Origin of the sequence: Bradyrhizobium sp. CCBAU 051011, from assembly GCF_009930815.1 — a bacterium.
GTDB lineage: Bacteria > Pseudomonadota > Alphaproteobacteria > Rhizobiales > Xanthobacteraceae > Bradyrhizobium.
The window spans coordinates 2,625,631-2,645,984 of record NZ_CP022222.1 but is presented as its reverse complement, the minus strand read 5'-3'; the positions used below and the strand labels follow the sequence as shown (position 1 = coordinate 2,645,984).

At 64.3% G+C, this 20,354-nt stretch carries 22 protein-coding genes; 10 read left to right on the top strand and 12 right to left on the bottom strand.

All coding sequences use genetic code 11. The features are described 5' to 3' along the window. Positions 1-30: 30 nt before the first annotated feature. The 6 genes from ACH79_RS12540 to cobS all read right to left on the bottom strand — a co-directional run bounded on the left by ACH79_RS12540 (position 31) and on the right by cobS (position 6,651). Positions 31-1,143, bottom strand: coding sequence for an NADH:flavin oxidoreductase/NADH oxidase (locus tag ACH79_RS12540; RefSeq protein WP_161851301.1), 1,113 nt, complete (start codon positions 1,141-1,143; stop codon positions 31-33). Between the two features lie 91 nt (positions 1,144-1,234). Further along, positions 1,235-2,197 (bottom strand): tripartite tricarboxylate transporter substrate binding protein, encoded by a 963-nt coding sequence (locus tag ACH79_RS12535; protein WP_161851300.1) that lies wholly within the window; start codon positions 2,195-2,197, stop codon positions 1,235-1,237. Between the two features lie 62 nt (positions 2,198-2,259). Next, positions 2,260-3,264: an esterase-like activity of phytase family protein gene (locus tag ACH79_RS12530; protein WP_246738666.1), complete on the bottom strand. Its 1,005-nt coding sequence runs from the start codon at positions 3,262-3,264 to the stop codon at positions 2,260-2,262. Positions 3,265-3,334: 70 nt separating this feature from the next. Continuing rightward, positions 3,335-5,242, bottom strand: a complete 1,908-nt coding sequence (gene cobT, locus ACH79_RS12525; protein WP_161851298.1) for a cobaltochelatase subunit CobT — start codon at positions 5,240-5,242, stop codon at positions 3,335-3,337. Next, positions 5,239-5,649, bottom strand: a complete 411-nt coding sequence (locus ACH79_RS12520) for a GNAT family N-acetyltransferase (protein WP_161851297.1) — start codon at positions 5,647-5,649, stop codon at positions 5,239-5,241. Before ACH79_RS12520 ends, cobT begins: the two co-directional genes overlap by 4 nt. 3 nt (positions 5,650-5,652) lie before the next feature. Further along, positions 5,653-6,651 carry a cobaltochelatase subunit CobS gene (cobS, locus tag ACH79_RS12515; RefSeq protein ID WP_161851296.1) on the bottom strand — a complete coding sequence of 333 codons (999 nt, stop codon included), beginning with the start codon at positions 6,649-6,651 and terminating at the stop codon, positions 5,653-5,655. A 305-nt stretch (positions 6,652-6,956) separates the two neighbouring features. Here cobS and ACH79_RS12510 point away from each other — a divergent pair, with 305 nt between their 5' ends. Further along, complete coding sequence (locus tag ACH79_RS12510; protein WP_161851295.1) at positions 6,957-7,631, top strand: DedA family protein; 675 nt, start codon at positions 6,957-6,959, stop codon at positions 7,629-7,631. Here ACH79_RS12510 and ACH79_RS12505 read toward each other — a convergent pair. Beyond that, positions 7,589-8,806, bottom strand: a complete 1,218-nt coding sequence (locus ACH79_RS12505; protein WP_161851294.1) for a citrate synthase family protein — start codon at positions 8,804-8,806, stop codon at positions 7,589-7,591. The two genes, ACH79_RS12510 and ACH79_RS12505, sit on opposite strands and share 43 nt — an antisense overlap. A gap of 73 nt (positions 8,807-8,879) precedes the next feature. On the opposite strand from ACH79_RS12505, the gene ACH79_RS12500 reads away from it, so the two are divergent. Next, on the top strand, positions 8,880-9,971 hold the full coding sequence (locus ACH79_RS12500) for a citrate synthase/methylcitrate synthase (protein ID WP_161851293.1): 1,092 nt from the start codon (positions 8,880-8,882) through the stop codon (positions 9,969-9,971). 155 nt (positions 9,972-10,126) lie between these two features. On the opposite strand, the gene ACH79_RS12495 is transcribed toward ACH79_RS12500, so the two are convergent. Beyond that, positions 10,127-10,774 carry a J domain-containing protein gene (locus ACH79_RS12495; protein ID WP_161851292.1) on the bottom strand — a complete coding sequence of 216 codons (648 nt, stop codon included), beginning with the start codon at positions 10,772-10,774 and terminating at the stop codon, positions 10,127-10,129. A gap of 109 nt (positions 10,775-10,883) precedes the next feature. Here ACH79_RS12495 and ACH79_RS12490 point away from each other — a divergent pair, with 109 nt between their 5' ends. The 3 genes from ACH79_RS12490 to ACH79_RS12480 all read left to right on the top strand — a co-directional run bounded on the left by ACH79_RS12490 (position 10,884) and on the right by ACH79_RS12480 (position 12,297). Beyond that, positions 10,884-11,162 carry a BolA family transcriptional regulator gene (locus ACH79_RS12490; protein ID WP_161851291.1) on the top strand — a complete coding sequence of 93 codons (279 nt, stop codon included), beginning with the start codon at positions 10,884-10,886 and terminating at the stop codon, positions 11,160-11,162. Positions 11,163-11,196: 34 nt separating this feature from the next. Further along, positions 11,197-11,709, top strand: a complete 513-nt coding sequence (locus ACH79_RS12485; protein WP_161851290.1) for an AAA family ATPase — start codon at positions 11,197-11,199, stop codon at positions 11,707-11,709. A 144-nt stretch (positions 11,710-11,853) separates the two neighbouring features. Next, on the top strand, positions 11,854-12,297 hold the full coding sequence (locus ACH79_RS12480) for a hypothetical protein (protein WP_161851289.1): 444 nt from the start codon (positions 11,854-11,856) through the stop codon (positions 12,295-12,297). A gap of 25 nt (positions 12,298-12,322) precedes the next feature. On the opposite strand, the gene ACH79_RS12475 is transcribed toward ACH79_RS12480, so the two are convergent. From ACH79_RS12475 to ACH79_RS12465, 3 genes are all read right to left on the bottom strand, one after another. Continuing rightward, on the bottom strand, positions 12,323-13,675 hold the full coding sequence (locus tag ACH79_RS12475) for a hemolysin family protein (protein ID WP_161851288.1): 1,353 nt from the start codon (positions 13,673-13,675) through the stop codon (positions 12,323-12,325). A gap of 67 nt (positions 13,676-13,742) precedes the next feature. Next, entirely contained in the window at positions 13,743-14,885 is a 1,143-nt protein-coding gene (gene aroB, locus ACH79_RS12470; protein ID WP_161851287.1) for a 3-dehydroquinate synthase, read from the bottom strand. Continuing rightward, entirely contained in the window at positions 14,882-15,514 is a 633-nt protein-coding gene (locus ACH79_RS12465; RefSeq protein WP_161851286.1) for a shikimate kinase, read from the bottom strand. Before ACH79_RS12465 ends, aroB begins: the two co-directional genes overlap by 4 nt. 143 nt (positions 15,515-15,657) lie before the next feature. Between ACH79_RS12465 and ACH79_RS12460 the strand changes: the two genes are divergently transcribed. Further along, positions 15,658-15,804 (top strand): histidine kinase, encoded by a 147-nt coding sequence (locus tag ACH79_RS12460; RefSeq protein WP_161851285.1) that lies wholly within the window; start codon positions 15,658-15,660, stop codon positions 15,802-15,804. 21 nt (positions 15,805-15,825) lie between these two features. Here ACH79_RS12460 and ACH79_RS12455 read toward each other — a convergent pair whose 3' ends face one another. Then, entirely contained in the window at positions 15,826-16,338 is a 513-nt protein-coding gene (locus tag ACH79_RS12455) for a TetR family transcriptional regulator (RefSeq protein WP_246738665.1), read from the bottom strand. Positions 16,339-16,533: 195 nt separating this feature from the next. On the opposite strand from ACH79_RS12455, the gene ACH79_RS12450 reads away from it, so the two are divergent. The 4 genes from ACH79_RS12450 to ACH79_RS12435 all read left to right on the top strand — a co-directional run bounded on the left by ACH79_RS12450 (position 16,534) and on the right by ACH79_RS12435 (position 20,238). After that, positions 16,534-17,565, top strand: a complete 1,032-nt coding sequence (locus ACH79_RS12450) for an aldehyde reductase (protein ID WP_161851283.1) — start codon at positions 16,534-16,536, stop codon at positions 17,563-17,565. Positions 17,566-17,635: 70 nt separating this feature from the next. Next, positions 17,636-18,046, top strand: a complete 411-nt coding sequence (locus tag ACH79_RS12445) for a nuclear transport factor 2 family protein (RefSeq protein ID WP_161851282.1) — start codon at positions 17,636-17,638, stop codon at positions 18,044-18,046. Between the two features lie 71 nt (positions 18,047-18,117). Continuing rightward, on the top strand, positions 18,118-19,074 hold the full coding sequence (xerD, locus tag ACH79_RS12440) for a site-specific tyrosine recombinase XerD (protein ID WP_161851281.1): 957 nt from the start codon (positions 18,118-18,120) through the stop codon (positions 19,072-19,074). A 201-nt stretch (positions 19,075-19,275) separates the two neighbouring features. Then, positions 19,276-20,238 carry an acetyl-CoA carboxylase carboxyltransferase subunit alpha gene (locus tag ACH79_RS12435; protein ID WP_161851280.1) on the top strand — a complete coding sequence of 321 codons (963 nt, stop codon included), beginning with the start codon at positions 19,276-19,278 and terminating at the stop codon, positions 20,236-20,238. The last annotated feature ends 116 nt before the right edge of the window (positions 20,239-20,354 follow it).

Here is a 20,354-nt window from a genome sequence, read left to right as displayed (position 1 = left end):
CGGGAGAAGGAAGGGCGACTGCGTATGCGGCTACCTTGTCCCGAACGTGGTCGCGCCGAACAGCGCCTTCTGCGTCGAGGGCTGCGAGCGCCAGTATTGCGGCGGCGCGAACACCTCGCCGCCGAGTTCGGCGGCGGCGTGCCAACCCCAGCGCGGGTCGTAGAGCATGGCGCGGGCGAGCGCGACCATGTCGGCCTTGCCCGAGGCCACGATCTCCTCGGCCTGCCTGGCTTCCGTGATCAGGCCGACGGCGATGGTGGTGAGCCCGGTCGCCTCGCGGATCGCCTGCGCGAACGGCACCTGGTAGCCGGGGCCGAGCGGAATCTTCTGCAGTGGCGACACGCCGCCCGAGGACGCGTCGATCCAGTCGACGCCGTGCTTCTTCAGCTCATGCGCGAACTCGATGGTTTGCGCCAGATCCCAGCCGCCCTCGACCCAGTCGGTGCAGGAGACGCGCAATCCGACCGGCTTGTCGTGCGGAAACGCCGCGCGCACTGCATCGAACACTTCGAGCGGAAAGCGCATGCGGTTCGCAAGCGAGCCGCCATATTGATCGGTGCGCTGGTTGGCGATCGGCGACAGGAACTGGTGCAGCAGGTAGCCGTGCGCCGAATGCACCTCGATGGCGTCGATGCCGAGCCGCTCGGCGCGCTTCGTCGCCGCCACGAAGGCGTCGCGCACGCGGGCAAGGCCGGCGGCATCGAACGCAATCGGCGGCGTCTCGCCTTGCTTGTGCGGAATGGCCGACGGCCCCTCCGCCCGCCAGCCGCCTTCGCCAACGGGGATCAGTTGCCCGCCGTCCCACGGCGTGTGGCTCGACGCCTTGCGGCCGGCATGGGCGAGCTGCATCATCACGGCGGCCTTCGAGCGCTTGCGCACGGAAGCGAGGATCGGCTTCAGCGCGGCTTCGGTGGCGTCGTTATAGAGGCCGAGGCAGCCCGGCGTGATACGGCCGGACGCCTCCACCGCCGTCGCCTCGATGCAGAAGATGGCGGCGCCCGACAGCGCCAGCGAATTGATATGGGTGAAGTGCCAGTCATTGGCCTCGCCATCGACGGACGAGTACTGGCACATCGGCGCCACCATGATGCGGTTGGGAAGCGTGAGGCCGCGCAGCTTGATCGGGGTAAACAGAGCGCTCATGGGCTAAGGGATCCGGACCGGAAGGAAAGCGACCCGCAATGCTAGCGAGCCGCTCTCCCCTCCTCAACCCGCCGGGACTGCAACCCTCCCCCTATTGTTTGATCCCCGCCGCCTTGATCAGCTCCAGATTGGCCGCCGCCTCGCGCTTGACGAGGTCGTCGATCTCGGCCGGCTTCATCGGCATCGGCTCGACCCCGAGCTTCGTCAGGCTCGCCTGCACGGAGGGATCGCTCAGTACCTTCATTCCCACTGCATGAAACCTTTCCACGATGTCCCGCGGTGTCCTCGAAGGCACGAACACGCCGAACCAGCTCACGCTTTCTGCATTTTTCAGGCCGCTCTCTCCAGGTGTCGGCACATCAGGCAGATCGGCGGCGCGCTTGGGCGTCGAAACCAGCAAGGCCTTCACCTGCCCCTGCCGGATCAGTGGCAAGGCGGTCGCCAGCGGACAGAAGTAGAGATCGATCCGTCCTCCCATGATGTCGGCGATCACCTCTGGCCCGCCGCGATACGGCACATGCGTTGCCTCGATGCCGGCGGGGAGCCGAAACTTCTCCGCGGCGATGTGCACCGCACTGCCGACACCAACCGAGCCGAAAGAAATCGATCCCGGCTTGGCTTTGGCCTCCGCGATGAAGTCCTGGATCGATTTCCACGGACGCTCGTTCGGCACGATCATGACGCTGGCGCTCGAGCCGATCATCAGCACCGAGGAGAGGTCCTTCGTCGCATCGAAGGTCAGGTTGGGGAATATCGCCGGTGCGATGGCGAGTGCCGAGGAATGGGCAAGAATGCTGTAGCCGTCGGGTTCGGCTTTCGCGACCAGACCCGTGCCGAGCGTGCCGCCGGCCCCTGCCCGATTTTCGACCACGATGGGCTGGCCGAGTTCGGACGAGAGACGTTCGAACACCAGGCGCGGCACCACGTCGGTGGCGCTGCCCGGGCCGAACGGAATGGTCGCCTTGATCAGCCGCGACGGCCAGGTTTCGGCATGCGCCGCTTGGGCAACAAGAAGGGTGGACAGGACACAAAGGGCGTGAATGGACTTGTACATCGAAAGCTCCGGTTTACGTCCCGGAGCGTTGCAAGAACCGTTCCGTTATTCGCGCGAGGACGCTACTCCACCAGCGTGAATTGCAGCAGCAGATTGCGTTGTATCATCGAGAAATTATCGTCGGAGACGAGCGTCAGCACCGTTTCGCCCTCCGGCGTGACATGGGCATCGATGCCTTCCATGTTGTCGATCTCGTTGCCGAGATCGGCTTCGAAGATCGCGGGACCATCGATCACAGCGCCGGGGGCGATGGAGGCGAGCGCGACGCGGCGGATGCGGATGCCGACCCCGCCGAGCCAGGAGAATTTGCGCTCCAGCAGCAACAGCCCACCGGAGGGCAGCAGCACCGCGTCGCTGACGTCGAAATTGTCGGTGCGGCGGATGCTGAACAGCCCCAGCAACTTGCCGCCGATCAGGAAGGCTGTGATGTTGCCCTGGGCGTCGAGCCCGCGTTCGGAGATCGCGATCAGCGTTCCCGCCAGGGACGAGCCCTTCGGCACCACCACAAGCGCCTCGATGCCCTTGTTGTTGGGCAGCTTGCGCACGCCCAGCGGCAACTGAATCAATTCGCCTTGCGCGCGCGTAAATCCCTTGGCGAAGTCGAAGCGCAATATCTGATTGACGCGCTCAAGGCCGACATAGACCAGCGAGCCGTCGAGCGCGAGCGCCTCGGTGTCGTACCAGCCGCGCGAGGTGATCGGCTTGCCGTCGGGACCGAGTACCGGCGAAGCCTCGACGTCGTCGAGCCCGGTCATCTCGCGGCCCTTGTAGACGATGCGTCCGGTGAACCAGCCGCCCTTGTCGCTGATGGCGATGAAGCGCTCGCCCTTGGCGTCCAGCCGTAGTCCCGACAATCCGCCAAATCCGCGGAAGCGCGAGGTGAGAATGAGACCGCTGCGATATTCGAGCTCGCCGAACCGCACCCGCGATCGGTCGCGGGTATCGAACGAGGGCAACGGCCGGGCGTTGACGTCGATCGAAACCGGGGTGCTGACCGTGAACTCGTCGGGGCTCGCCTGCTTCGGCGGCCGCTGAACAGCCGTTTGCGCCGCCGCGACGGCCGGCATGGCCGTCAACGAAAGCCCCGCCGCTGCATATTTCAAAAGGCGGCGGCGGCCTATGGGCGGGAGCATGTTCTCACGAATGCAGGCGGCGCGGCCGGTGGTGGCCTGAGACGGGCGCGGCGCCGTGGGTCTCGCTGAACAGTTCAGCGAGTTTTTCGGTGATGGCGCCGCCGAGCTCCTCGGCATCGACGATGGTGACGGCACGGCGGTAGTAGCGCGTGACGTCGTGACCGATGCCGATCGCGATCAGTTCGACCGGCGAACGGGTCTCGATCTCCTCGATGATGTGGCGCAGATGCCGCTCGAGGTAATTGCCGGGGTTGACCGACAGCGTGGAATCGTCGACCGGGGCGCCGTCCGAGATCATCATCAGGATCTTGCGCTGTTCGGCCCGGCCGAGCAGGCGCTTGTGCGCCCAGTCCAGCGCCTCGCCGTCGATGTTCTCCTTCAACAGGCCCTCGCGCATCATCAGGCCGAGATTCTTGCGCGAGCGCCGCCAGGGCGCGTCGGCAGACTTGTAGATGATGTGGCGGAGGTCGTTGAGCCGGCCCGGATTGGCCGGCTTGCCGGCGGCGAGCCACGCCTCGCGCGACTGCCCGCCCTTCCAGGCGCGCGTGGTGAAACCCAGAATCTCGACCTTGACGCCGCAACGCTCCAGCGTGCGCGCGAGAATATCGGCGCAGGTCGCCGCCACCGTGATCGGGCGGCCGCGCATCGAGCCGGAATTGTCGAGCAGCAGCGTCACCACGGTGTCGCGGAAGGTCGCTTCCTTCTCATGCATGAAGGACAGCGGATGATAGGGATCGGTGACCACGCGCGACAGCCGCGCGGGATCGAGGATGCCTTCCTCGAGATCGAACTCCCAGGCGCGGTTCTGCTGCGCCATCAGGCGGCGCTGCAGGCGATTGGCGAGCCGCGCCACGATGCCCTGCAGATGCGCAAGCTGCTTGTCGAGGTAGGACCGCAGCCGCTCCAGTTCGTCATGGTCGCAGAGATCTTCGGCGGCGATCACCTCGTCGAACTTGGGCGCAAAGGCGTGATATTCCGGCCCGCGCGGCTCGTTGGCGCCGCGCGTGTTCGGCCGCGTCGCCTCGCCCGGCGTTTCGTCATCGCCGAGTTCGCCGTCGTCAAACGTATCCGACGTGGAGGCCTGTGCGCTCTCCATCGCGCTCTCAGACATTTCGTCGGTGGACGCCTGCGCCTGGTCGGCGCTCATTTCCTGCGCGGCATCGCTATCGGGCGAGCCTTCGGCGCCGGACTGATCGTTCTCGCCGTCCTGGTTCTCGTCGTCGTTTTCGTCGTCATCGGCGTCCGCGTCGCGGTCGTCGCCGAGGTCGAGCGCCGACAGCAGATCATGCACGAGGTCGCCGAACTTGGCCTGGTCCTCGGTGACGCGGCTCAGCTTGTCGAGCCGGGCGCCGATCTTGTCTTCCAGCACCGGACGCCAGAGATCGACCATTTTTTTCGCGGCCGTCGGCGGCGCAAGGCCGGTCAGCCGCTCGCGCACCAGCATCGCCAGCGCATCCGACAGCGGTGCATCGGCGCGGTCGGTGATCTCGTCATACTTGCCGCGATGGAAATGATCGTCGAGCATCGCGGTGAGATTCTTCGCAACGCCCGACATCCGGCGCGAGCCGATCGCCTCGACGCGGGCCTGCTCCACCGCCTCGAATACGCCGCGCGCCTGCGGATTTCCCGGCATCAGCTTGCGATGCACCTTGGGATCGTGACAGGCGAGCTTCAGCGCGATCGAATCGGCGTGACCGCGCACGATCGCGGCGTCCCGCTTGGTCATCTTGCGGGCAGGCTCCGGCAGCCGCGCCTTGCCCGGCGCGAGACCGGGACGTTCGGCCGCGAACGTCACGTCGAGTTCCGGCGCTTTCGCAATCGCCTTCAGGCATGAGGTCACCGCGCGCTTGAACGGCTCGGTCGGCGCTTCCTTGGATCCGGTGCGGAATTTGGAGTTGGATGATGTGCTCATAGCGCTTTCGTAAACCAGTGCCGCGTGACGCCGCCGGGATAGCCTTCGATCGAACCGAATTCCTCATAACCGCAAGCGCGGTAGAAACCCGGCGCCTGAAAACTCATCGTGTCCAGATAGGACCGCGTGGCCCCGAACTTTCTCGCTTCGTCCTCAATCGCCTTTATCAACCTCGTTCCGTAGTCCTTGCCGCGAAGCTTCTGCTCCATCCAGAACAGCTGAATGAACAGCACCGTGGTCCAGACTTCGCCGACAATACCGCCGACGATCTTGTCCCCTTCACGCAGCGAGATGGCGAGGCGTTTGTATTTCTGCTTCCCCATCTTCTCGGCGTTGAAGCCGAGAAGTCCGCCGAGCACCGCCTTCTTGGTCTTTCCAATGGTGCGCTCGACGGAAATTTTCGCCATGGGCTAGCTGAGTGCCACGTTCACCGAACTCTCGGGCAGTTCCGCATTGAAGCAACGCTGATAGAATTCCGCCACCAGCGGCCGCTCCAGTTCGTCACATTTGTTGAGGAAGGTGACGCGGAACGCAAAACCGATATCGCCGAAGATTTCGGAGTTCTCAGCCCAGGTGATCACGGTGCGCGGGCTCATCACCGTCGACAAATCGCCATTGGCGAAGGCGTTGCGGGTGAGATCGGCGAGCCGCACCATCTTGTTGACGATGTCGCGGCCTTCCTGCGTGCGATAGTGATGCGCCTTGGCCAGCACGATTTCGACCTCTTCGTCATGCGCCAGATAGTTCAGCGTGGTGACGATCGACCAGCGGTCCATCTGGCCCTGGTTGATCTGCTGGGTGCCGTGATAGAGGCCCGAGGTATCGCCGAGGCCGACCGTGTTGGCGGTCGAGAACAGGCGGAACGACGGGTGCGGCTTGATCACCTTGTTCTGATCCAAGAGCGTCAGGCGGCCGGAAACTTCCAGCACGCGCTGGATCACGAACATCACGTCGGGGCGGCCGGCGTCGTATTCGTCGAACACCAGCGCGATGTTGTGCTGCAGCGCCCAAGGCAGGATGCCGTCACGGAATTCGGTGACCTGCTTGCCGTCCTTGATGACGATCGAATCCTTGCCGACCAGGTCGATGCGGCTGATGTGGCTGTCGAGGTTGACACGCACGCACGGCCAGTTCAGGCGCGCCGCGACCTGCTCGATATGGGTCGATTTGCCGGTACCGTGATAGCCAGTGACCATGACGCGGCGGTTCTTGGCAAAACCGGCGAGAATTGCGAGCGTGGTGGCGCGGTCGAAGCGGTAATCCGAATCAACTTCCGGCACATGCGGGTCGACTTCGGAATAGGCCGGCACTTCGAGATCGCTGTCGATACCGAAGACCTGCCGGACCGACACCTTCATGTCGGGCAAACCGGCGGGCTCCGAAACTTTGCTCATGGCGGCGGTCGTCATCAATCCTCCGAGGTCCCGGGCGTTCCCGAAACCAGATCTGTTAAATGGCTGCGGATGGGGGCTGTTACCAACCTAGCAGAGAGCAAGGGCCGGCAGAAGCCCGCGGCGCAATCAAAGTTCCGTTGCCTTATCATTGAGATAGGCCGTGTATCGACTTTTTGGAGGGCTGCCCTGCGAATCACGCCGCACTTTTGCCGACTTGTCCGCCTGCCCGGCCCCAAAACCGGAGGGCGGTGGCACTTTCGGGCCCCAGCCGGGCTTGGTAGCTGTGGGTGCAGGCGGCCCACTCAGCGGACGGCAAGGCTGTGACTTCATTCCTCGATCCCATCATTGCCTTCGTTTCGGCCCATCCGTGGCTGGCCTATCTGACCCTATTTCTCGCTGCCCTCCTGGAAGCGATCCCCGTCGCAGGCGCACTGGTGCCGGGCTCAACCATCATCCTGGCCCTGAGCGCGCTGGTGCCCGGCGGCGAACTGAACCTGTGGGGCGTGCTGGCGGCCGCGATTGCAGGCGCCCTGCTCGGCGACGGCTCGGCATTTTGGGCCGGCCATCGCTCGCAACGCGAGATTCTCAGCGCCTGGCCGATGTCGAAATATCCCGCCGTGATGGCGCAGAGCGAAACGTTCTTCCAGCGCTGGGGATCGCTCGCCGTGCTGTTCGGGCGTTTTGCGCCACCGATCCGCGCGTTCGTGCCGGTCACTGCGGGCGCGCTCGGGATGTCGCCGGCCCGGTTCTACAGCGTCAACGTTGCCGCGGTCCTTGCGTGGGCTTCGGCGCACATTCTGCCGGGCGTGTTCGCAGTCTCGGCGCTGCACCACTATGCCGGCCTGCCGCATCACCAACACATCGGCAAACATCTCTGGATTTTGGGCGTGTGCGCGGCGGCGATCATCGCGCTCGGTGTCTGGACGCTGCGCCGACGCCGGACCGCTGCGGATCAGGCCCGGACAGGGCTGCGTCCCGGCGCCGGACCGACGTAACGGGCGCGGGGCCGGATCAACCGGCCGTGCTGCAATTGCTCGCAGGCATGCGCGATCCACCCCACCGTGCGCGCCATCGAAAACAGCACCAGTTCATGGCCCGGCGGCAGGCCGAGCGTGTGCACGAGTACCGCAAGGGCATAGTCGATATTGACGAATTCGCCGGTCGCCTCGGCAATGCTGTCAGGAATTTCGTGGGTGAGCTTGCGGTCGGCGCCGGAGCGCGCCAGCGCTTCCAAGAGCGCGCGTGCGCGGGGATCGCCGTGCTTGTAGACCCCATGGCCAAAGCCCGCGAACCGCTCGCCAAGCGCGACGCGCTCGCGGATGACCGGGGCGACCTCGCCATTGGCAAGCGTCTTCAGAAGCTGCGCCGCCAGCACGCCGGCGCCACCGTGCTTCGGCCCCTTCAATGCGACGAGGCCGGCAATCACGGCGTCATAGAGATTCAGGCCGGTCGACGCCGCACAGCGCACGGTGAAGGTCGAGGCGTTCAGTTCATGATCGGCCAGCAGAACTAGCGCGCGGCGGATCAGGTCGGGCGCGTGCTTGTTGTCGGGCGCCCAGGCGCGCGCAATCTGCGAATGAAGCGGTTTTGCCGATGATCGTGCGTTCAGCATGGTCGCAACCACCAGCCGCGCGATACGGCCGCCGACCATCGCGCGTCCGTCGGGCGCCCGGGTGAAGGCGCGCGGGTCAGCGGCGGCTGCCAGCGCCAGCACGGCGATGGCGCGATCGATCGCGTTGGCTTTGCGTGTGGCCTCGGCGACAGCGCGCATTTCGTCTGACACGATCGGGCAATTGTCCTGATCGAATGGATCGACGCCGGTCACGTCCCAGAGCAGCGTCGCGGCGTGTTCGAGCGTGTCGCGCTCGGCAAGATCGATGCAGTTGACGCCGCGATAGATCGCGCCCTCCTCGGTAATGGTTCCGACCGTTGAATCCATTACCGGCAGATCGGCGTCGAAGCTGCGCAGGCCGCGCGGCTCCGGCGAGGGGGTGCGCCGTTCCTTCAGCGTGCGGACGTCCTCGGCCCGGTAGCGGTGGCTGCGGGAATCCTGCGACGGCTCCGAGCGGATCAGGCCACGGCTGACATAAGCATAAAGAGTGGCCTGCGAGATCGCGAGTTCGGCGGAGGCCTCGCGGGCCGAGAGGTAAAGGCCGGCGGATTTTTTCATATTGATTCACATAATCAAGATTGATCAATCTGTCGAGAGGCCCGACCTTTGGCAGCAGTCAAAGGAGAGCCCCATGAACATGCAGATTTCCAAGACCCCGATCGGCCTCGACGGCATTCCGGCCGCTGAGACCGTGCTCAGCCATGTTGATGGCGAGCGCGGGGAACTGATCATTGCCGGCGAGCGGGTCGGCGATCTCGCCCGCAAGACCGGTTTTGAGGGCGTGACCGCCCGGTTGTGGAGCGGCGGCACCGGCCACCCCATTGGCGAAGCCGCGGTACGCGCGGCGCTCGGCGCGGGGCGTGAACGCGCCTTCGCCCGGTTGCCGGACCTGCTTGGCATCACACGCGGCCTATCGATCATCGACGGTTTTCGCGCGGCGATCGCTGGCCTGCGCGCGGAAGCGGGCCTCGCACATGAGGCCACTATCGTCGGCGCATTTCCGGTGATTGCCGGCGCGCTGGTGCAGCGGGTGAAGGGCAACGATCCCGTCGCGCCCGATCCGACCGCGAGCCACGCCGCCGACACACTGTCGATGATGCTCGGCCGCAAGCCTGACGCGCGGGAGGCTGCGGCGCTCGACGCGTATTTCGTCACGGTGTGCGACCACGGCATGAATGCATCGACCTTTACGACGCGGGTGGTGGCCTCGACGCAGGCCGATTTGTTCGCAGCCGTGACGGCCGGATATTGCGCCCTCACCGGCCCACTGCATGGCGGCGCGCCCGAGCCGGTGCTGGAAATGCTCGATGCGATCGGCTCGACCGAACGCATCAAGCCGTGGGTCGACAGCGCGCTGGCCCGAGGCGAGCGGCTGATGGGCTTCGGCCACCGCGTCTATCGCGTCCGCGATCCGCGCGCCGACGTGCTCAAGGGCGCGATCGAGCGGCTCGCCGGTGAAGGCACCGACCTGCCGTTTGCGGGCGAGGTCGAGGCCTATATCCGCAGCGCGTTGCGGATCAAGAATCCGGACCGGCCGCTCGACACCAATGTGGAGTTCTTCACCGCGATCCTGCTCGACGCGCTGAAAATCCCGCGGCAGGCGTTTACGCCGATCTTTGCGGTGGCGCGTGCGGCGGGTTGGACGGCGCATGCGCGCGAGCAGCAGCGCGGCGGACGGCTGATCCGGCCGAGTTCGGCGTATATCGGGCCAATGCCGGGGTGAGGAGTGTACCGAGTACCCGTAGCCCGGATGGAGCCAACGGGTCGCGCGAATGCGCGCCCGATGACAGGCTCCGCGCAATCCGGGACCGGTCTTTCAGCGGTGAGAGAGATCCCGGATTGCGCTGCGCGTCATCCGGGCTACAGGTCTGTGCCCGCTTACGCGCGGACGACCGTCTTCAGGTAATTATACGCCTTGATGATCTCGATCAGGCGGTCCTCGGTGGAGCGGTCGCCGCCATTGGCGTCGGGATGGTGCTGCTTGACCAGCGCCTTGTACTTGGCCTTGACGTCATCGAGGGTTGCTTCGGCAGAAAGCCCCATCACCTGCAGCGCCTTGCGCTCGGCGTTCATCACCTTGCGCGTTTCGGCCTTGGCCTCAAAACCCGGGCCGGGCCGCCAGCGGCCGCGGCCGTTGAGCTCTGAGAACATGCTGAAGGGATCGGCGGCGCCGTCAAAATCCTCGGCGCTGGGCTGCTTGCCCTTCTTGCCGGCGGTGTTGGCGCCCATCTTCCAGGTCGGACGATGGCCGGTTAGCGCATCCTTCTGGTAACGCGCGACGGCATCGGCATTCATGCCCTGGAAGAAATTGTAGTTCTGGTTGTACTCGCGCACATGGTTGAGACAGAAGTGAAAGTACTCGCGGGAATTTTCGCGGCCCTTGGGCGCGCGGTGCGGCCCCTTGTTCTGGCAGCCCGCCCATTCGCACATGGCGGATTCTTCATTCGCACGCGCCTGCGCCTTCGCGCTGACCTTGTTGGGCTTGATGCGAATGGAATCGAAGAACTTGGATGAATCAATCGGCATAGCTGACTTTGACTACGCAATGCGAAAGGCTTCAAGTCTTGACATTGCGAATACCTCCGTTCGGATACAACATTGACGGAAAGCAGACACGGAATTAACTGCCACTATCATGAGCACCAGGGACGTTATCATAAACAAGTTGCGTGAAGCTTTCTTGCCAGAAAGCCTCGACGTCACGGACGAATCTCATCTGCATGAGGGCCATGCGGGTCACCGGCCGGGCGGCGAGACGCACTTTAGAGTGTATATCGTATCTCCGGCCTTCGAAGGGAAGAGCCGGATTGAACGCCACCGGCTGGTAAATGCAACGCTTGAGGCGGAACTTAGGGGATCCGTCCATGCGCTGGCGATCAAGGCGCAGGCGCCGGGAGAAACCGCCGGCCGGTGACCGACTATCCGCGGCAAAAATATGAGCGTCCATGATGTCGCAGAAGCTCATTGTTTTAGCCGGCCTTCCCGGTTCCGGAAAGAGTACGCTCGCCGAAGGCCTTTGCCGACATTTTTCGCTACCGCTGTTTTCGATCGATCCGATCGAGGCGGCGATGCGGCGCGGCGGCCTGCCCCGGAATGATACGGGAATCGCGGCCTATGTCGTTGCGCAAGCATTGGCCGAGGAGCATCTGCGGCTGGGGCAGTCCGTCGTGATCGACGCCGTCAATCCGGTCGAGGCGCCGCGCGCCGCATGGCGAAACCTCGCCGCAAGATATCGCGCGGATCTCGCGATCATCGAATGCGTCTGCGTCGACCAAGCGACGCATCGCCGGCGGATCGAAGCGCGAATCCGCGGCATCGAGGGCATGGCCGAGGTCACCTGGGAAAGGGTCGAAAAGCGACGCGCGGAATATGAAGCCTGGACCGATGCGAGGCTGACGCTGGATACGTCGGCGCAGCCGCCAGAACGGCTGCTCGCCGAAGCCATCTTCTATCTGACATGAGACGGTCCGCCAGCTTCCTGTGAAGATCGGAGGAGACGGTAGAACGGTTTTCGCAAACGTGAGACAATCGGCAAGGCGATGGACGTGGTTCGGACACGGGGGCGGGCTGACCCCGATGCCATCGCAGCTCGACGGGGTCGTCCGATGCGATATTGGGCACGCTTCAGATGGGCCGCCGCCGTGGCGCTGCTGGCTGCGGCCTCCTCCGTGCGGGCGCAGGCGCTGGACATGCCCAGCCCCTTTGTCCAGGAAGTGCTGATCAAGAGCATTCTGGTGACGCTCAACGATGCGGTGGCGTCGGACAATTTCACGGTCCTGCACGCCAAAATCTCAAAGCCGTTCCGCGAGCAGTTTCCGCCCGAGAAACTGCGGGTCGTCTTCAAGGACTTGGTCGAGAAGCACGCCGTGTTCGACGCGATCGTCGCCAGCCCGGTCATTTCAGAGGAAGATGCGAAGATCGACGACAAGGGCGTGCTGCGGCTCAAGGGCCGCTTCGACACCACGCCGAAGAAGGTGAAGTACCAGCTCGGCTTCATTCCCTCCGACGGCCAGTGGAAGCTCTCTGGCGTCGCGATCGATATTGAATAGCCGACGCCACTTGCGGCATGCGCCGTCAGAACGCCGTCCCTGCCCGCTTCGGCTTCAGCTCCTCCGCCTCGGCTTCGCGCGGCAGGGGTGTGATTTTCAGCGCGGTGATGCGGTTGCGCTCGCGGCGCAGCACGCGGAAACGGCAGCCATGGAATGTGAAATTCTGGCCGCGCTCGGGGATCGAGCGCGCTTCGTGGATCACGAGACCCGCTACCGTAGTCGCCTCCTCGTCGGGCAGATGCCAGTTCATGGCGCGGTTGAGATCGCGGATCGGCACCGAGCCATCCACCACCACGGAGCCGTCGGCCTGGACACGCACGCCGGCAACCACGACATCGTGCTCATCGGAAATATCGCCGACGATCTCTTCCAAAATGTCTTCGAGCGTCACCATGCCTTCGACTTCGCCGTACTCATCGACGACGAGCGCGAAGTGGGTCTTGCGGCGGCGGAACGCCTTCAACTGTTCGGACAAAGGCCGCATCTCCGGCACGAACCAGGGCGGCAGCATGATCGCTGATACGTTGATGCGCGACATATCGCCTTCGGTGGCGCGGATCGCGCGCAAGAGATCCTTGGCGTGCAGCACGCCGATGATGTTTTCGGGCTTGTCGCGCCACAGGGGAATGCGGGTGTACTCGGTTGCCAGCACCTCGCGCACCAGGTCTTCGGGCGGCAGATCGGCGTTGATCATCATCATGGCCGTGCGATGGACCATGACGTCTGATACGGCGAGGTCGCCGAAGCGGAAGACGTTGTGAATGTATTCGGCCTCACCGCTCTCGATGCCGCCGTGCACGGCCGATTCTTCCACCAGCCCCTCGATCTCGGAATCGGTGAGGATTTCATGCTGCGAGGATTCCTGCACGCCGAACATGCGCAGGATCCCGCGCGAAGCGGCGTTGAGCAGCCAGTTCAGCGGCCAGAAAACCAGGTAGGACAGATGCAGCGGATAGGCGATCCATTGCGAGACCGGCGTCGGCTGGCGGATCGCGAACGTCTTCGGCACCTGCTCGCCGATGACGATATGCAGCGAGGAGAATATCAGGAAGCCGGCCAGGAACGACACGAAGTGCAGGGTACGTTCCGACATGCCGAGCGGAATGAGCAGCGGCTCGAGCAGCGCCGACACTGTGGGCTCGCCGACCCAGCCGAGGCCGAGCGAGGCCATGGTGATGCCGAGCTGGCAGCAGGCGAGATAGGCTTCGATATTGCCCATCATGCCGTGCAGCAAGTGCGCGCCGAAGCGGTCCTGCTCGACCATCGCCTTGATGCGAAAGCCGCGGCTCTTGACCAGCGCAAACTCGGCGGCCACGTAAAACGCGTTGGCGGCGAGCAACAGGATCGCGAGCAGCAGATTGAACGCGGTCGAACTCATATATGCCTCGTGACGGCCCCGGCCGCGCGCGACGCTCGCCCCACGCTGGGCACCGGCAATTCCGTTCTCATCCCGACAACTTCTGTTGCAGGAAATCGCGGACCAGCGCCGGCTCGACGTCGTTTGCCACCACCGCGCGGCCGATCGCCTGCAGTAGGATGAAGGTCAGCTTGCCGCGCTTGACCTTCTTGTCCTGCGCCATCAGCGCCATCAGGGCGTCGGCATCCGCGAGCCCCTCCTGGGCGAAGCCCGCGATGTCCTGCAAATGGGTCGGCAGGCCGACGGACGCAAGATGGCGGTCGACGCGGGCGGCGTCTGCCGCGGAGATCATGCCGAGCCTGGCGGAAAACTCTGCCGCCAGCACCATGCCGATGGCAACGCCCTCGCCATGGAACAGGCGATCGGAAAAGCCGGTCGCGGCCTCCAGCGCATGGCCGAACGTGTGGCCGAGATTGAGCAATGCGCGCTCACCGTTTTCGCGCTCGTCGCGGGAGACGATCGCGGCCTTGGCGCGGCAGGAGGTTGCGATGGCGTGCTCGCGCGCCGCGCCGCCGGAGAAGATGTCGGCGTGATTGGCTTCGAGCCAGGCGAAAAAGGCTTCATCGCCGAGCACGCCATATTTAGCGACTTCGGCATAGCCGGAGCGGAACTGGCGCGGCGACAGGGTGTCGAGCACGGAGGTATCCGCGATCACCAATACCGGCTGATGAAACGCGCCGAGCAGGTTCTTGCCCTGGGGCGAATTGATGCCGGTCTTGCCGCCGACCGAGGAATCCACCTGCGCCAGCAGTGAGGTCGGCACCTGCACGAAATCGACGCCGCGCCGCAAGATTGCCGCCGCGAAGCCGGCGAGATCGCCGACCACGCCGCCGCCGAGCGCGATCACCAGATCGTTGCGCTCGATCCTGGCTGCGATCAGCGCCTCGCTCACCTTTTCGAGCCCGGCATAGGTTTTCGATATCTCGCCTTCCTCGACGATGACGCGCGAAGTCGGAATGCCGGCCTCGCTAAGCGATCGCTCGGCTGGCTCCAGCCAGTGCTTGGCCACGGTGCGGTCGGTGACGATGGCGGTGCGCACGCCGGGGCGCAGCGCGGCAACGCGCGCGCCGAGCGTCTCCAGCACGCCACGGCCGATGACGATGTCATAGGCGCGGTCACCGAGCGCGACGTCGACCGTGATATCGGCGGAATGTTTCAGTGGCGCAGTCATGGCGTGACGTTCATCCCGTCGGTTGCCGGCTGGGCAGAAGGCGCGCCGGCGCACAGCCGGGCGCGCAGGGCATCGATACATTCGTCGACGATACGGTCGTGCGGCACGTCGCGTGACAGAATGATCAGGTCGGCGGTCTGATAGACCGGCTCGCGCGATTCGAGCAGGCGGCTGACGGTCGCAACCGGATCCTCGGTCTGCAGCAGCGGCCGGTCGGCCCGGCGCTTGACGCGCTTCATGATGATGTCGACGTCTGCCTTGAGCCAGATCGAGACCGCCTTGTCGCGGATGCGGCTGCGGGTCTCCTCGCGCATGAAGGCGCCGCCGCCGGTGGCGATCACGGCCGGGCCGCCATCGAGCAGTCGCGCGATCACCCGCGCCTCGCCGTCCCGAAAATGCGGCTCGCCATGGGTTTCGAAAATGTCCGGGATCGACATCCCGGCCGCCGCCTCAATCTCAATATCGGCGTCGAGAAACGGCAGGCGCAGCCGGGCCGCCAGCCGCCGGCCGATGGTCGACTTGCCGGCGCCCATCATGCCGACCAGCACGATCGAACGCCTTCCCAGCGCCGACGTGATGTCGGCCTCCTGGGTCGGGCTCGCCTGTGCCGGTGCGGCGGTCTCGGACATCAAAACCCTGCTCTTTGGCGGGATTTGACCCGCGCTGCGCCACCTATACTACCCCCATCGAGGCCGTTGCCAGAGACTCTTGCCACGGGGATGGGAACATGATGGATGATTTCATTGGTTAATTCCGCCGCCCTGAGCCCCGCATGCCCAGTTTGTTCCGCTTTCTGATGGTCGTCGGCGTGATCGCCGGGGTGATCTATGGAGTGATTTTTTCGCTGGCGAACTTCGTCACGCCGAAGCCCCGGGAAATGACGGTCACCATCCCGGCAGACAAGTTCCTCAAGAAGTAGACGCGGCAGCCACTTCCGCGGTCAGCCTTTCGGAACATTCCGGCCTAGCCCCGCACGCAGCAAGCGCATGAAAAGTCGCGTGCCTTCGTCCAGGCTCTGGCCAGCGTCCTTCGCGTCTTTAATCCCCTCTATTGCCGCGACGATCATGCCGGCCACATCGGCAGGCTTGGCCTCGAGGACCTGCAGGGATACGGCGCCGTCTGCTTCTGCATCGGACAGAACTTGAGCGAGCAGAGCCACAAGCCTGGCCCGCGCCCCAAGGGTAATGTCCCTGGCCAACGTCATGTTGACGTCGAACAGCTCGGCCGCGTCGGCGCTGCCTGCAAACGGCGCAACCAGTTCTCGCTGGAAAGCCGCGAGCGCCTGCTCGATCCGGCTGAAAACGTCGCCGTCGGCCGCAAGCGCTGCCTCGACGTTTTGCATGGTTCGGGCATGCGCACGCGCTGACCCTGCCCGGAACAGCTCCTCCTTGCTGCTGAAGCTTAGATAAAGCGCCGCGCGCGATATGCGTGCCGCACGCGCGATGTCGGCCATCGAAGTCTTGCGAAAACCGTGACGCACGAAAACCGGCAGCGCTGCGTCGAGAATAGCCTCGGATTTCTGGTCAACCCGCTCCATCTGGGCAATCTGACAGTTTTCGTCCAAGCCGTCAAAAACATATGGACAATAATTGTCCAAGTGTCTAATAGAGGCGCGGCCCGGCGCTTCCGCAGGCCGAGGAGTTGATAAATGCCTTCCAAATTGAACGACGCCGCTGCCGCCCTTGTTCTCGTCACGGGTATCGGCGGATTCCTCGGCGGACATATCGCCAAGCAATTGCTGGCACACGGCTATCGCGTTCGAGGCAGTGTGCGCAGCATTGGCGTTTGCGACAGGATCAGGCGCCAGCTTTGTCCCGATACGACGACTGACGCGATCAGCTTTGTCGAGGCCGATCTTTGCGCCGATGCCGGATGGGATCTCGCGCTTAGGGGATGCCGCTACGTTATTCACACGGCCTCGCCTTTTCCGGCGACCTTACCGAAGGACGCGAACGCAATGATCCGACCCGCGCGGGATGGCACGCTTCGTGTGCTGCGCGCGGCCCACGAAGCCGGTGTAGAGCGCGCGGTGCTGACGATCGCAGCCACCAATCATGGCAATGGGCAGGCTCCCTTCACCGAGAACGATTGGACCGATCCGGCAAGCCCGCGGGCCACGCCCTATTACCGGTCGAAAACGCTGGCCGAACAGGCCGCTTGGAACCTTGCGAAGGAAACTGGACTCGATCTGGCTGTCGTCAACCCTGCCACCATCTTTGGGCCGCTGCTCGGCCCGGAACACGGCACGTCGGTCGGACTGATCAGGCAAATGATGAGCGGCAAGCTCAGGCGCGTTCCGCGCTTCGGCTTTTCGGTGGTCGATGTGCGAGATGCGGCCGACGCCCATATCAGGGCAACGACCCATCCCGGTGCGTCCGGCCAGCGCTTCATCGTCGGCGGTCGGTTTTTCTGGTTGAGAGAATTGGCCGCGGTGCTGGCAAAGTCGTTTCCGGCGCACGCTGCGCAGTTGCCATCAGGCGAAGTGCCCGACTGGATGGTGAGGGCGATGGCCCCCTTCAGCGCGCGTTCGCGCATGATCGTTCACGAGCTCAATCGCGACCTGAGTGTAAGCGCCGCAAAGGCGCGCCGGGTGCTGAACTGGAAAGCGCGGCCTGACGAGGATTGTATCCGCGCCACTGCGCAGAGCCTGATCGACCACGGCCTGATCGCAACAGCCTAGATCGGCGGCTGCCGCCCGGTCCCACCACCACCATGCCTTTTACGAATCCCACGATCATGGAGAACACCCTATGTCCACCTACACGACCGAGCTGGATCCATCGCCCGAAGCCGAGCTCATCCGCGAGACCGAGCGTGCCCGACTTCGCGCGTTGGTCGGAGGCGACATAGAGACGGCGGGGCGACTTCATGCGAACGAGTTCCAGTTGATTACGCCGATCGGAATGGCCCTGTCCAAGAAGGATTACCTGGGAGCGATTGCAAGCGGGCAGATCAAATATCTCGCCTGGGAGCCCGGCCCCATCGCCGTGCGACATCACCAGAGCCACGCGGTGATCCGGTATCGCGCCAGGCTCGAAGTGGTGTTCGGCGGCCATAGGGTTGCGCCAGGCGATTACTGGCACACGGACACCTTTGAATATCGAGAGGGGCGGTGGGTGGTCGTCTGGTCGCAAGCCACTGCCATCAGCCAGATGCCCTAGCTCCCGGACATAACGTTGGAGCGTGCCTGAAAGCACCTCCATCCCGCCCAGATCATGCGCTATCAAAGCGAATGCGTACGACACCCTCCGACAACAAACTGATTAACCTGTTCCTCGACATGCTCGCGGCGGAACAGGGCGCGGGCGACAACACGCTCGATGCCTATCGCCGCGACCTCACGGATTTTTCGGAATTTCTCGGCCGCAAGCGACAAAACTTTGCCGGCGCCGGGACTGACGAGCTGCGCGATTACCTCGCCGACCTCGATACCCGCGGCTTCAAATCCTCCAGCGTGGCGCGGCGGCTGTCGGCGATGCGGCACCTGTTCCGTTTTCTCCTGAACGAGCGGATCCGCAGCGACGATCCGGCGGCGATCCTGTCCGGCCCGAAACGCGGCCGGGGCTTACCGAAGGTGCTGTCGATCGCGGACGTTGACCGCATGCTGACGCGGGCGAAACAATTGACCGAGGCCGAGAACGCCTCGCCGCAACAGCGGCTGCGCGCGCTGCGGCTGTATTGCCTTCTGGAAGTGCTTTACGCCACGGGCCTGCGCGTCTCGGAACTGGTGGCGTTGCCGCTGTCGGCCTCGCGGCGCGATGCCCGCATGATCGTGGTGCGCGGCAAGGGTAACAAGGAACGGCTGGTGCCGCTCAACGAAGCCTCGCGGCAGGCGATGGCGGATTATCTCGCCGCGATGGAAGCGCTCAGGCCCGAAAAGAAGAAAAGCGCCAGCCCGTCGAAATGGCTGTTTCCCTCCTTCGGAGAGAGCGGCCACCTGACGCGGCAGCATTTTGCCCGCGACCTGAAGGAACTGGCGGCGGCCTCGGGCCTCGCGCCGCGGCTGGTCTCGCCGCATGTGCTGCGCCACGCCTTTGCCAGTCACCTCCTGCATAACGGCGCGGACCTGCGCATCGTGCAGACGCTACTCGGCCATACCGACATTTCCACCACGCAAATCTATACCCATGTGGTCGAGGAACGGCTGAAAAGCCTGGTGCGCGACCTGCATCCGCTAGCGGAGAAGTAACCCTCGCCGCAAGCCACGCCTTGACTTCCGCGCCGTCTCCCCCGAAACAGCCGTCTCCCGCCCGCGGCCTTGTTTGGCGCGCTTTCGGAAAATCCGGGTCATCCGGACCGAGATGCACGCTAAATCATTGAAGATGCGTGCTTTCCCGGAGCGAATCGAAACCGCTTCGCCACAATGCACGTTGTTACCTATATTGCTTTGATGCCGGATCAGATGCGCAGCTATCTCGACTTCGAAAAACCCGTCGCCGAACTTGAAGCCAAGGTCGACGAATTGCGCGCGCTGGCGGCGTCCGGCAGCGACATCGGCGATGAGATTTCGCGCATTGAGGACAAGGCGCAGCAGGCGCTCACCGACCTCTATGCCAATTTGACGCCGTGGCAGAAAACGCTGGTGGCGCGCCATCCGCAGCGCCCGCATTTCACCGATTTCGTCAATGCGCTGATTACCGAATTCACCCCGCTCGCCGGCGACCGCAAATTCGCCGATGACGAGGCCCTGATGGGCGGCTTCGGCCGTTTCCGCGGCGAGAGCATCTGCGTGATCGGCCAGGAAAAAGGCGCCACTACCGACAGCCGCATCAAGCATAATTTCGGCATGGCCCGCCCTGAAGGCTATCGCAAGGCCGTGCGGCTGATGGAGATGGCGGACCGTTTCGGCATCCCCGTGCTGTCGCTCGCGGATTCCGCCGGTGCCTATCCCGGCATCGGCGCCGAGGAACGCGGCGTGGCGGAAGCGATCGCGCGCTCGACCGACACCTGCCTCTCGCTCGGCGTCCCTAATGTCGCAATCATCACCGGCGAAGGCATGTCGGGCGGCGCCATCGCCATCACGACCGCGAACAAGGTGATGATGTTCGAGCACGCGATCTACAGCGTGATCTCGCCGGAAGCGGCGTCCTCGATCCTGTGGCGCGACGGCACCAAGGCCCAGGAAGTCGCCACCAACATGAAGATCACCGCGCAGGACATGCTGCGCTTCGGCGTGATCGACGAGATCCTGAAAGAGCCTTCCGGCGGCGCCCATCGCGATTCGGCCGCGATGATTTCAGCCACCGGCGATGCCATCGCGGTAGCCTTCAACGAGTTGCGCAACCTCGATGCGGATGGCATCCGCCGGCAGCGGCGGCAGAAATTCCTCGATATCGGCCGCAAACTGGGCTGATTGCTCCGGCCTCCAATCTCCTGACGCTGGCGTGGTCGCACGCGCCTGCCCGCCACAATCTTTAACAACCTCTAAACGGCCATTATTTTCGCCAGCGCACTTGATTCGGCCGCAAT

Bases quoted from the DNA above. Each gene is read 5' to 3' on its own strand.
- ACH79_RS12450 (WP_161851283.1), top strand. From the start codon at position 16,534: ATGCCTTCCAAATTGAACGACGCCGCTGCCGCCCTTGTTCTCGTCACG.
- ACH79_RS12500 (WP_161851293.1), top strand. From the start codon at position 8,880: ATGAACATGCAGATTTCCAAGACCCCGATCGGCCTCGACGGCATTCCG.
- ACH79_RS12490 (WP_161851291.1), top strand. From the start codon at position 10,884: ATGAGCACCAGGGACGTTATCATAAACAAGTTGCGTGAAGCTTTCTTG.
- ACH79_RS12535 (WP_161851300.1), bottom strand. From the start codon at position 2,197: ATGTACAAGTCCATTCACGCCCTTTGTGTCCTGTCCACCCTTCTTGTT.
- ACH79_RS12480 (WP_161851289.1), top strand. From the start codon at position 11,854: ATGCGATATTGGGCACGCTTCAGATGGGCCGCCGCCGTGGCGCTGCTG.
- ACH79_RS12435 (WP_161851280.1), top strand. From the start codon at position 19,276: ATGCCGGATCAGATGCGCAGCTATCTCGACTTCGAAAAACCCGTCGCC.
- aroB (WP_161851287.1), bottom strand. From the start codon at position 14,885: ATGACTGCGCCACTGAAACATTCCGCCGATATCACGGTCGACGTCGCG.
- xerD (WP_161851281.1), top strand. From the start codon at position 18,118: ATGCGTACGACACCCTCCGACAACAAACTGATTAACCTGTTCCTCGAC.
- ACH79_RS12495 (WP_161851292.1), bottom strand. From the start codon at position 10,774: ATGCCGATTGATTCATCCAAGTTCTTCGATTCCATTCGCATCAAGCCC.
- ACH79_RS12505 (WP_161851294.1), bottom strand. From the start codon at position 8,806: ATGAAAAAATCCGCCGGCCTTTACCTCTCGGCCCGCGAGGCCTCCGCC.
- ACH79_RS12455 (WP_246738665.1), bottom strand. From the start codon at position 16,338: ATGGCCGACATCGCGCGTGCGGCACGCATATCGCGCGCGGCGCTTTAT.
- ACH79_RS12460 (WP_161851285.1), top strand. From the start codon at position 15,658: ATGCCCAGTTTGTTCCGCTTTCTGATGGTCGTCGGCGTGATCGCCGGG.
- ACH79_RS12530 (WP_246738666.1), bottom strand. From the start codon at position 3,264: ATGCCGGCCGTCGCGGCGGCGCAAACGGCTGTTCAGCGGCCGCCGAAG.
- cobT (WP_161851298.1), bottom strand. From the start codon at position 5,242: ATGAGCACATCATCCAACTCCAAATTCCGCACCGGATCCAAGGAAGCG.
- ACH79_RS12465 (WP_161851286.1), bottom strand. From the start codon at position 15,514: ATGTCCGAGACCGCCGCACCGGCACAGGCGAGCCCGACCCAGGAGGCC.
- cobS (WP_161851296.1), bottom strand. From the start codon at position 6,651: ATGACGACCGCCGCCATGAGCAAAGTTTCGGAGCCCGCCGGTTTGCCC.
- ACH79_RS12540 (WP_161851301.1), bottom strand. From the start codon at position 1,143: ATGAGCGCTCTGTTTACCCCGATCAAGCTGCGCGGCCTCACGCTTCCC.
- ACH79_RS12445 (WP_161851282.1), top strand. From the start codon at position 17,636: ATGTCCACCTACACGACCGAGCTGGATCCATCGCCCGAAGCCGAGCTC.
- ACH79_RS12485 (WP_161851290.1), top strand. From the start codon at position 11,197: ATGTCGCAGAAGCTCATTGTTTTAGCCGGCCTTCCCGGTTCCGGAAAG.
- ACH79_RS12520 (WP_161851297.1), bottom strand. From the start codon at position 5,649: ATGGCGAAAATTTCCGTCGAGCGCACCATTGGAAAGACCAAGAAGGCG.
- ACH79_RS12475 (WP_161851288.1), bottom strand. From the start codon at position 13,675: ATGAGTTCGACCGCGTTCAATCTGCTGCTCGCGATCCTGTTGCTCGCC.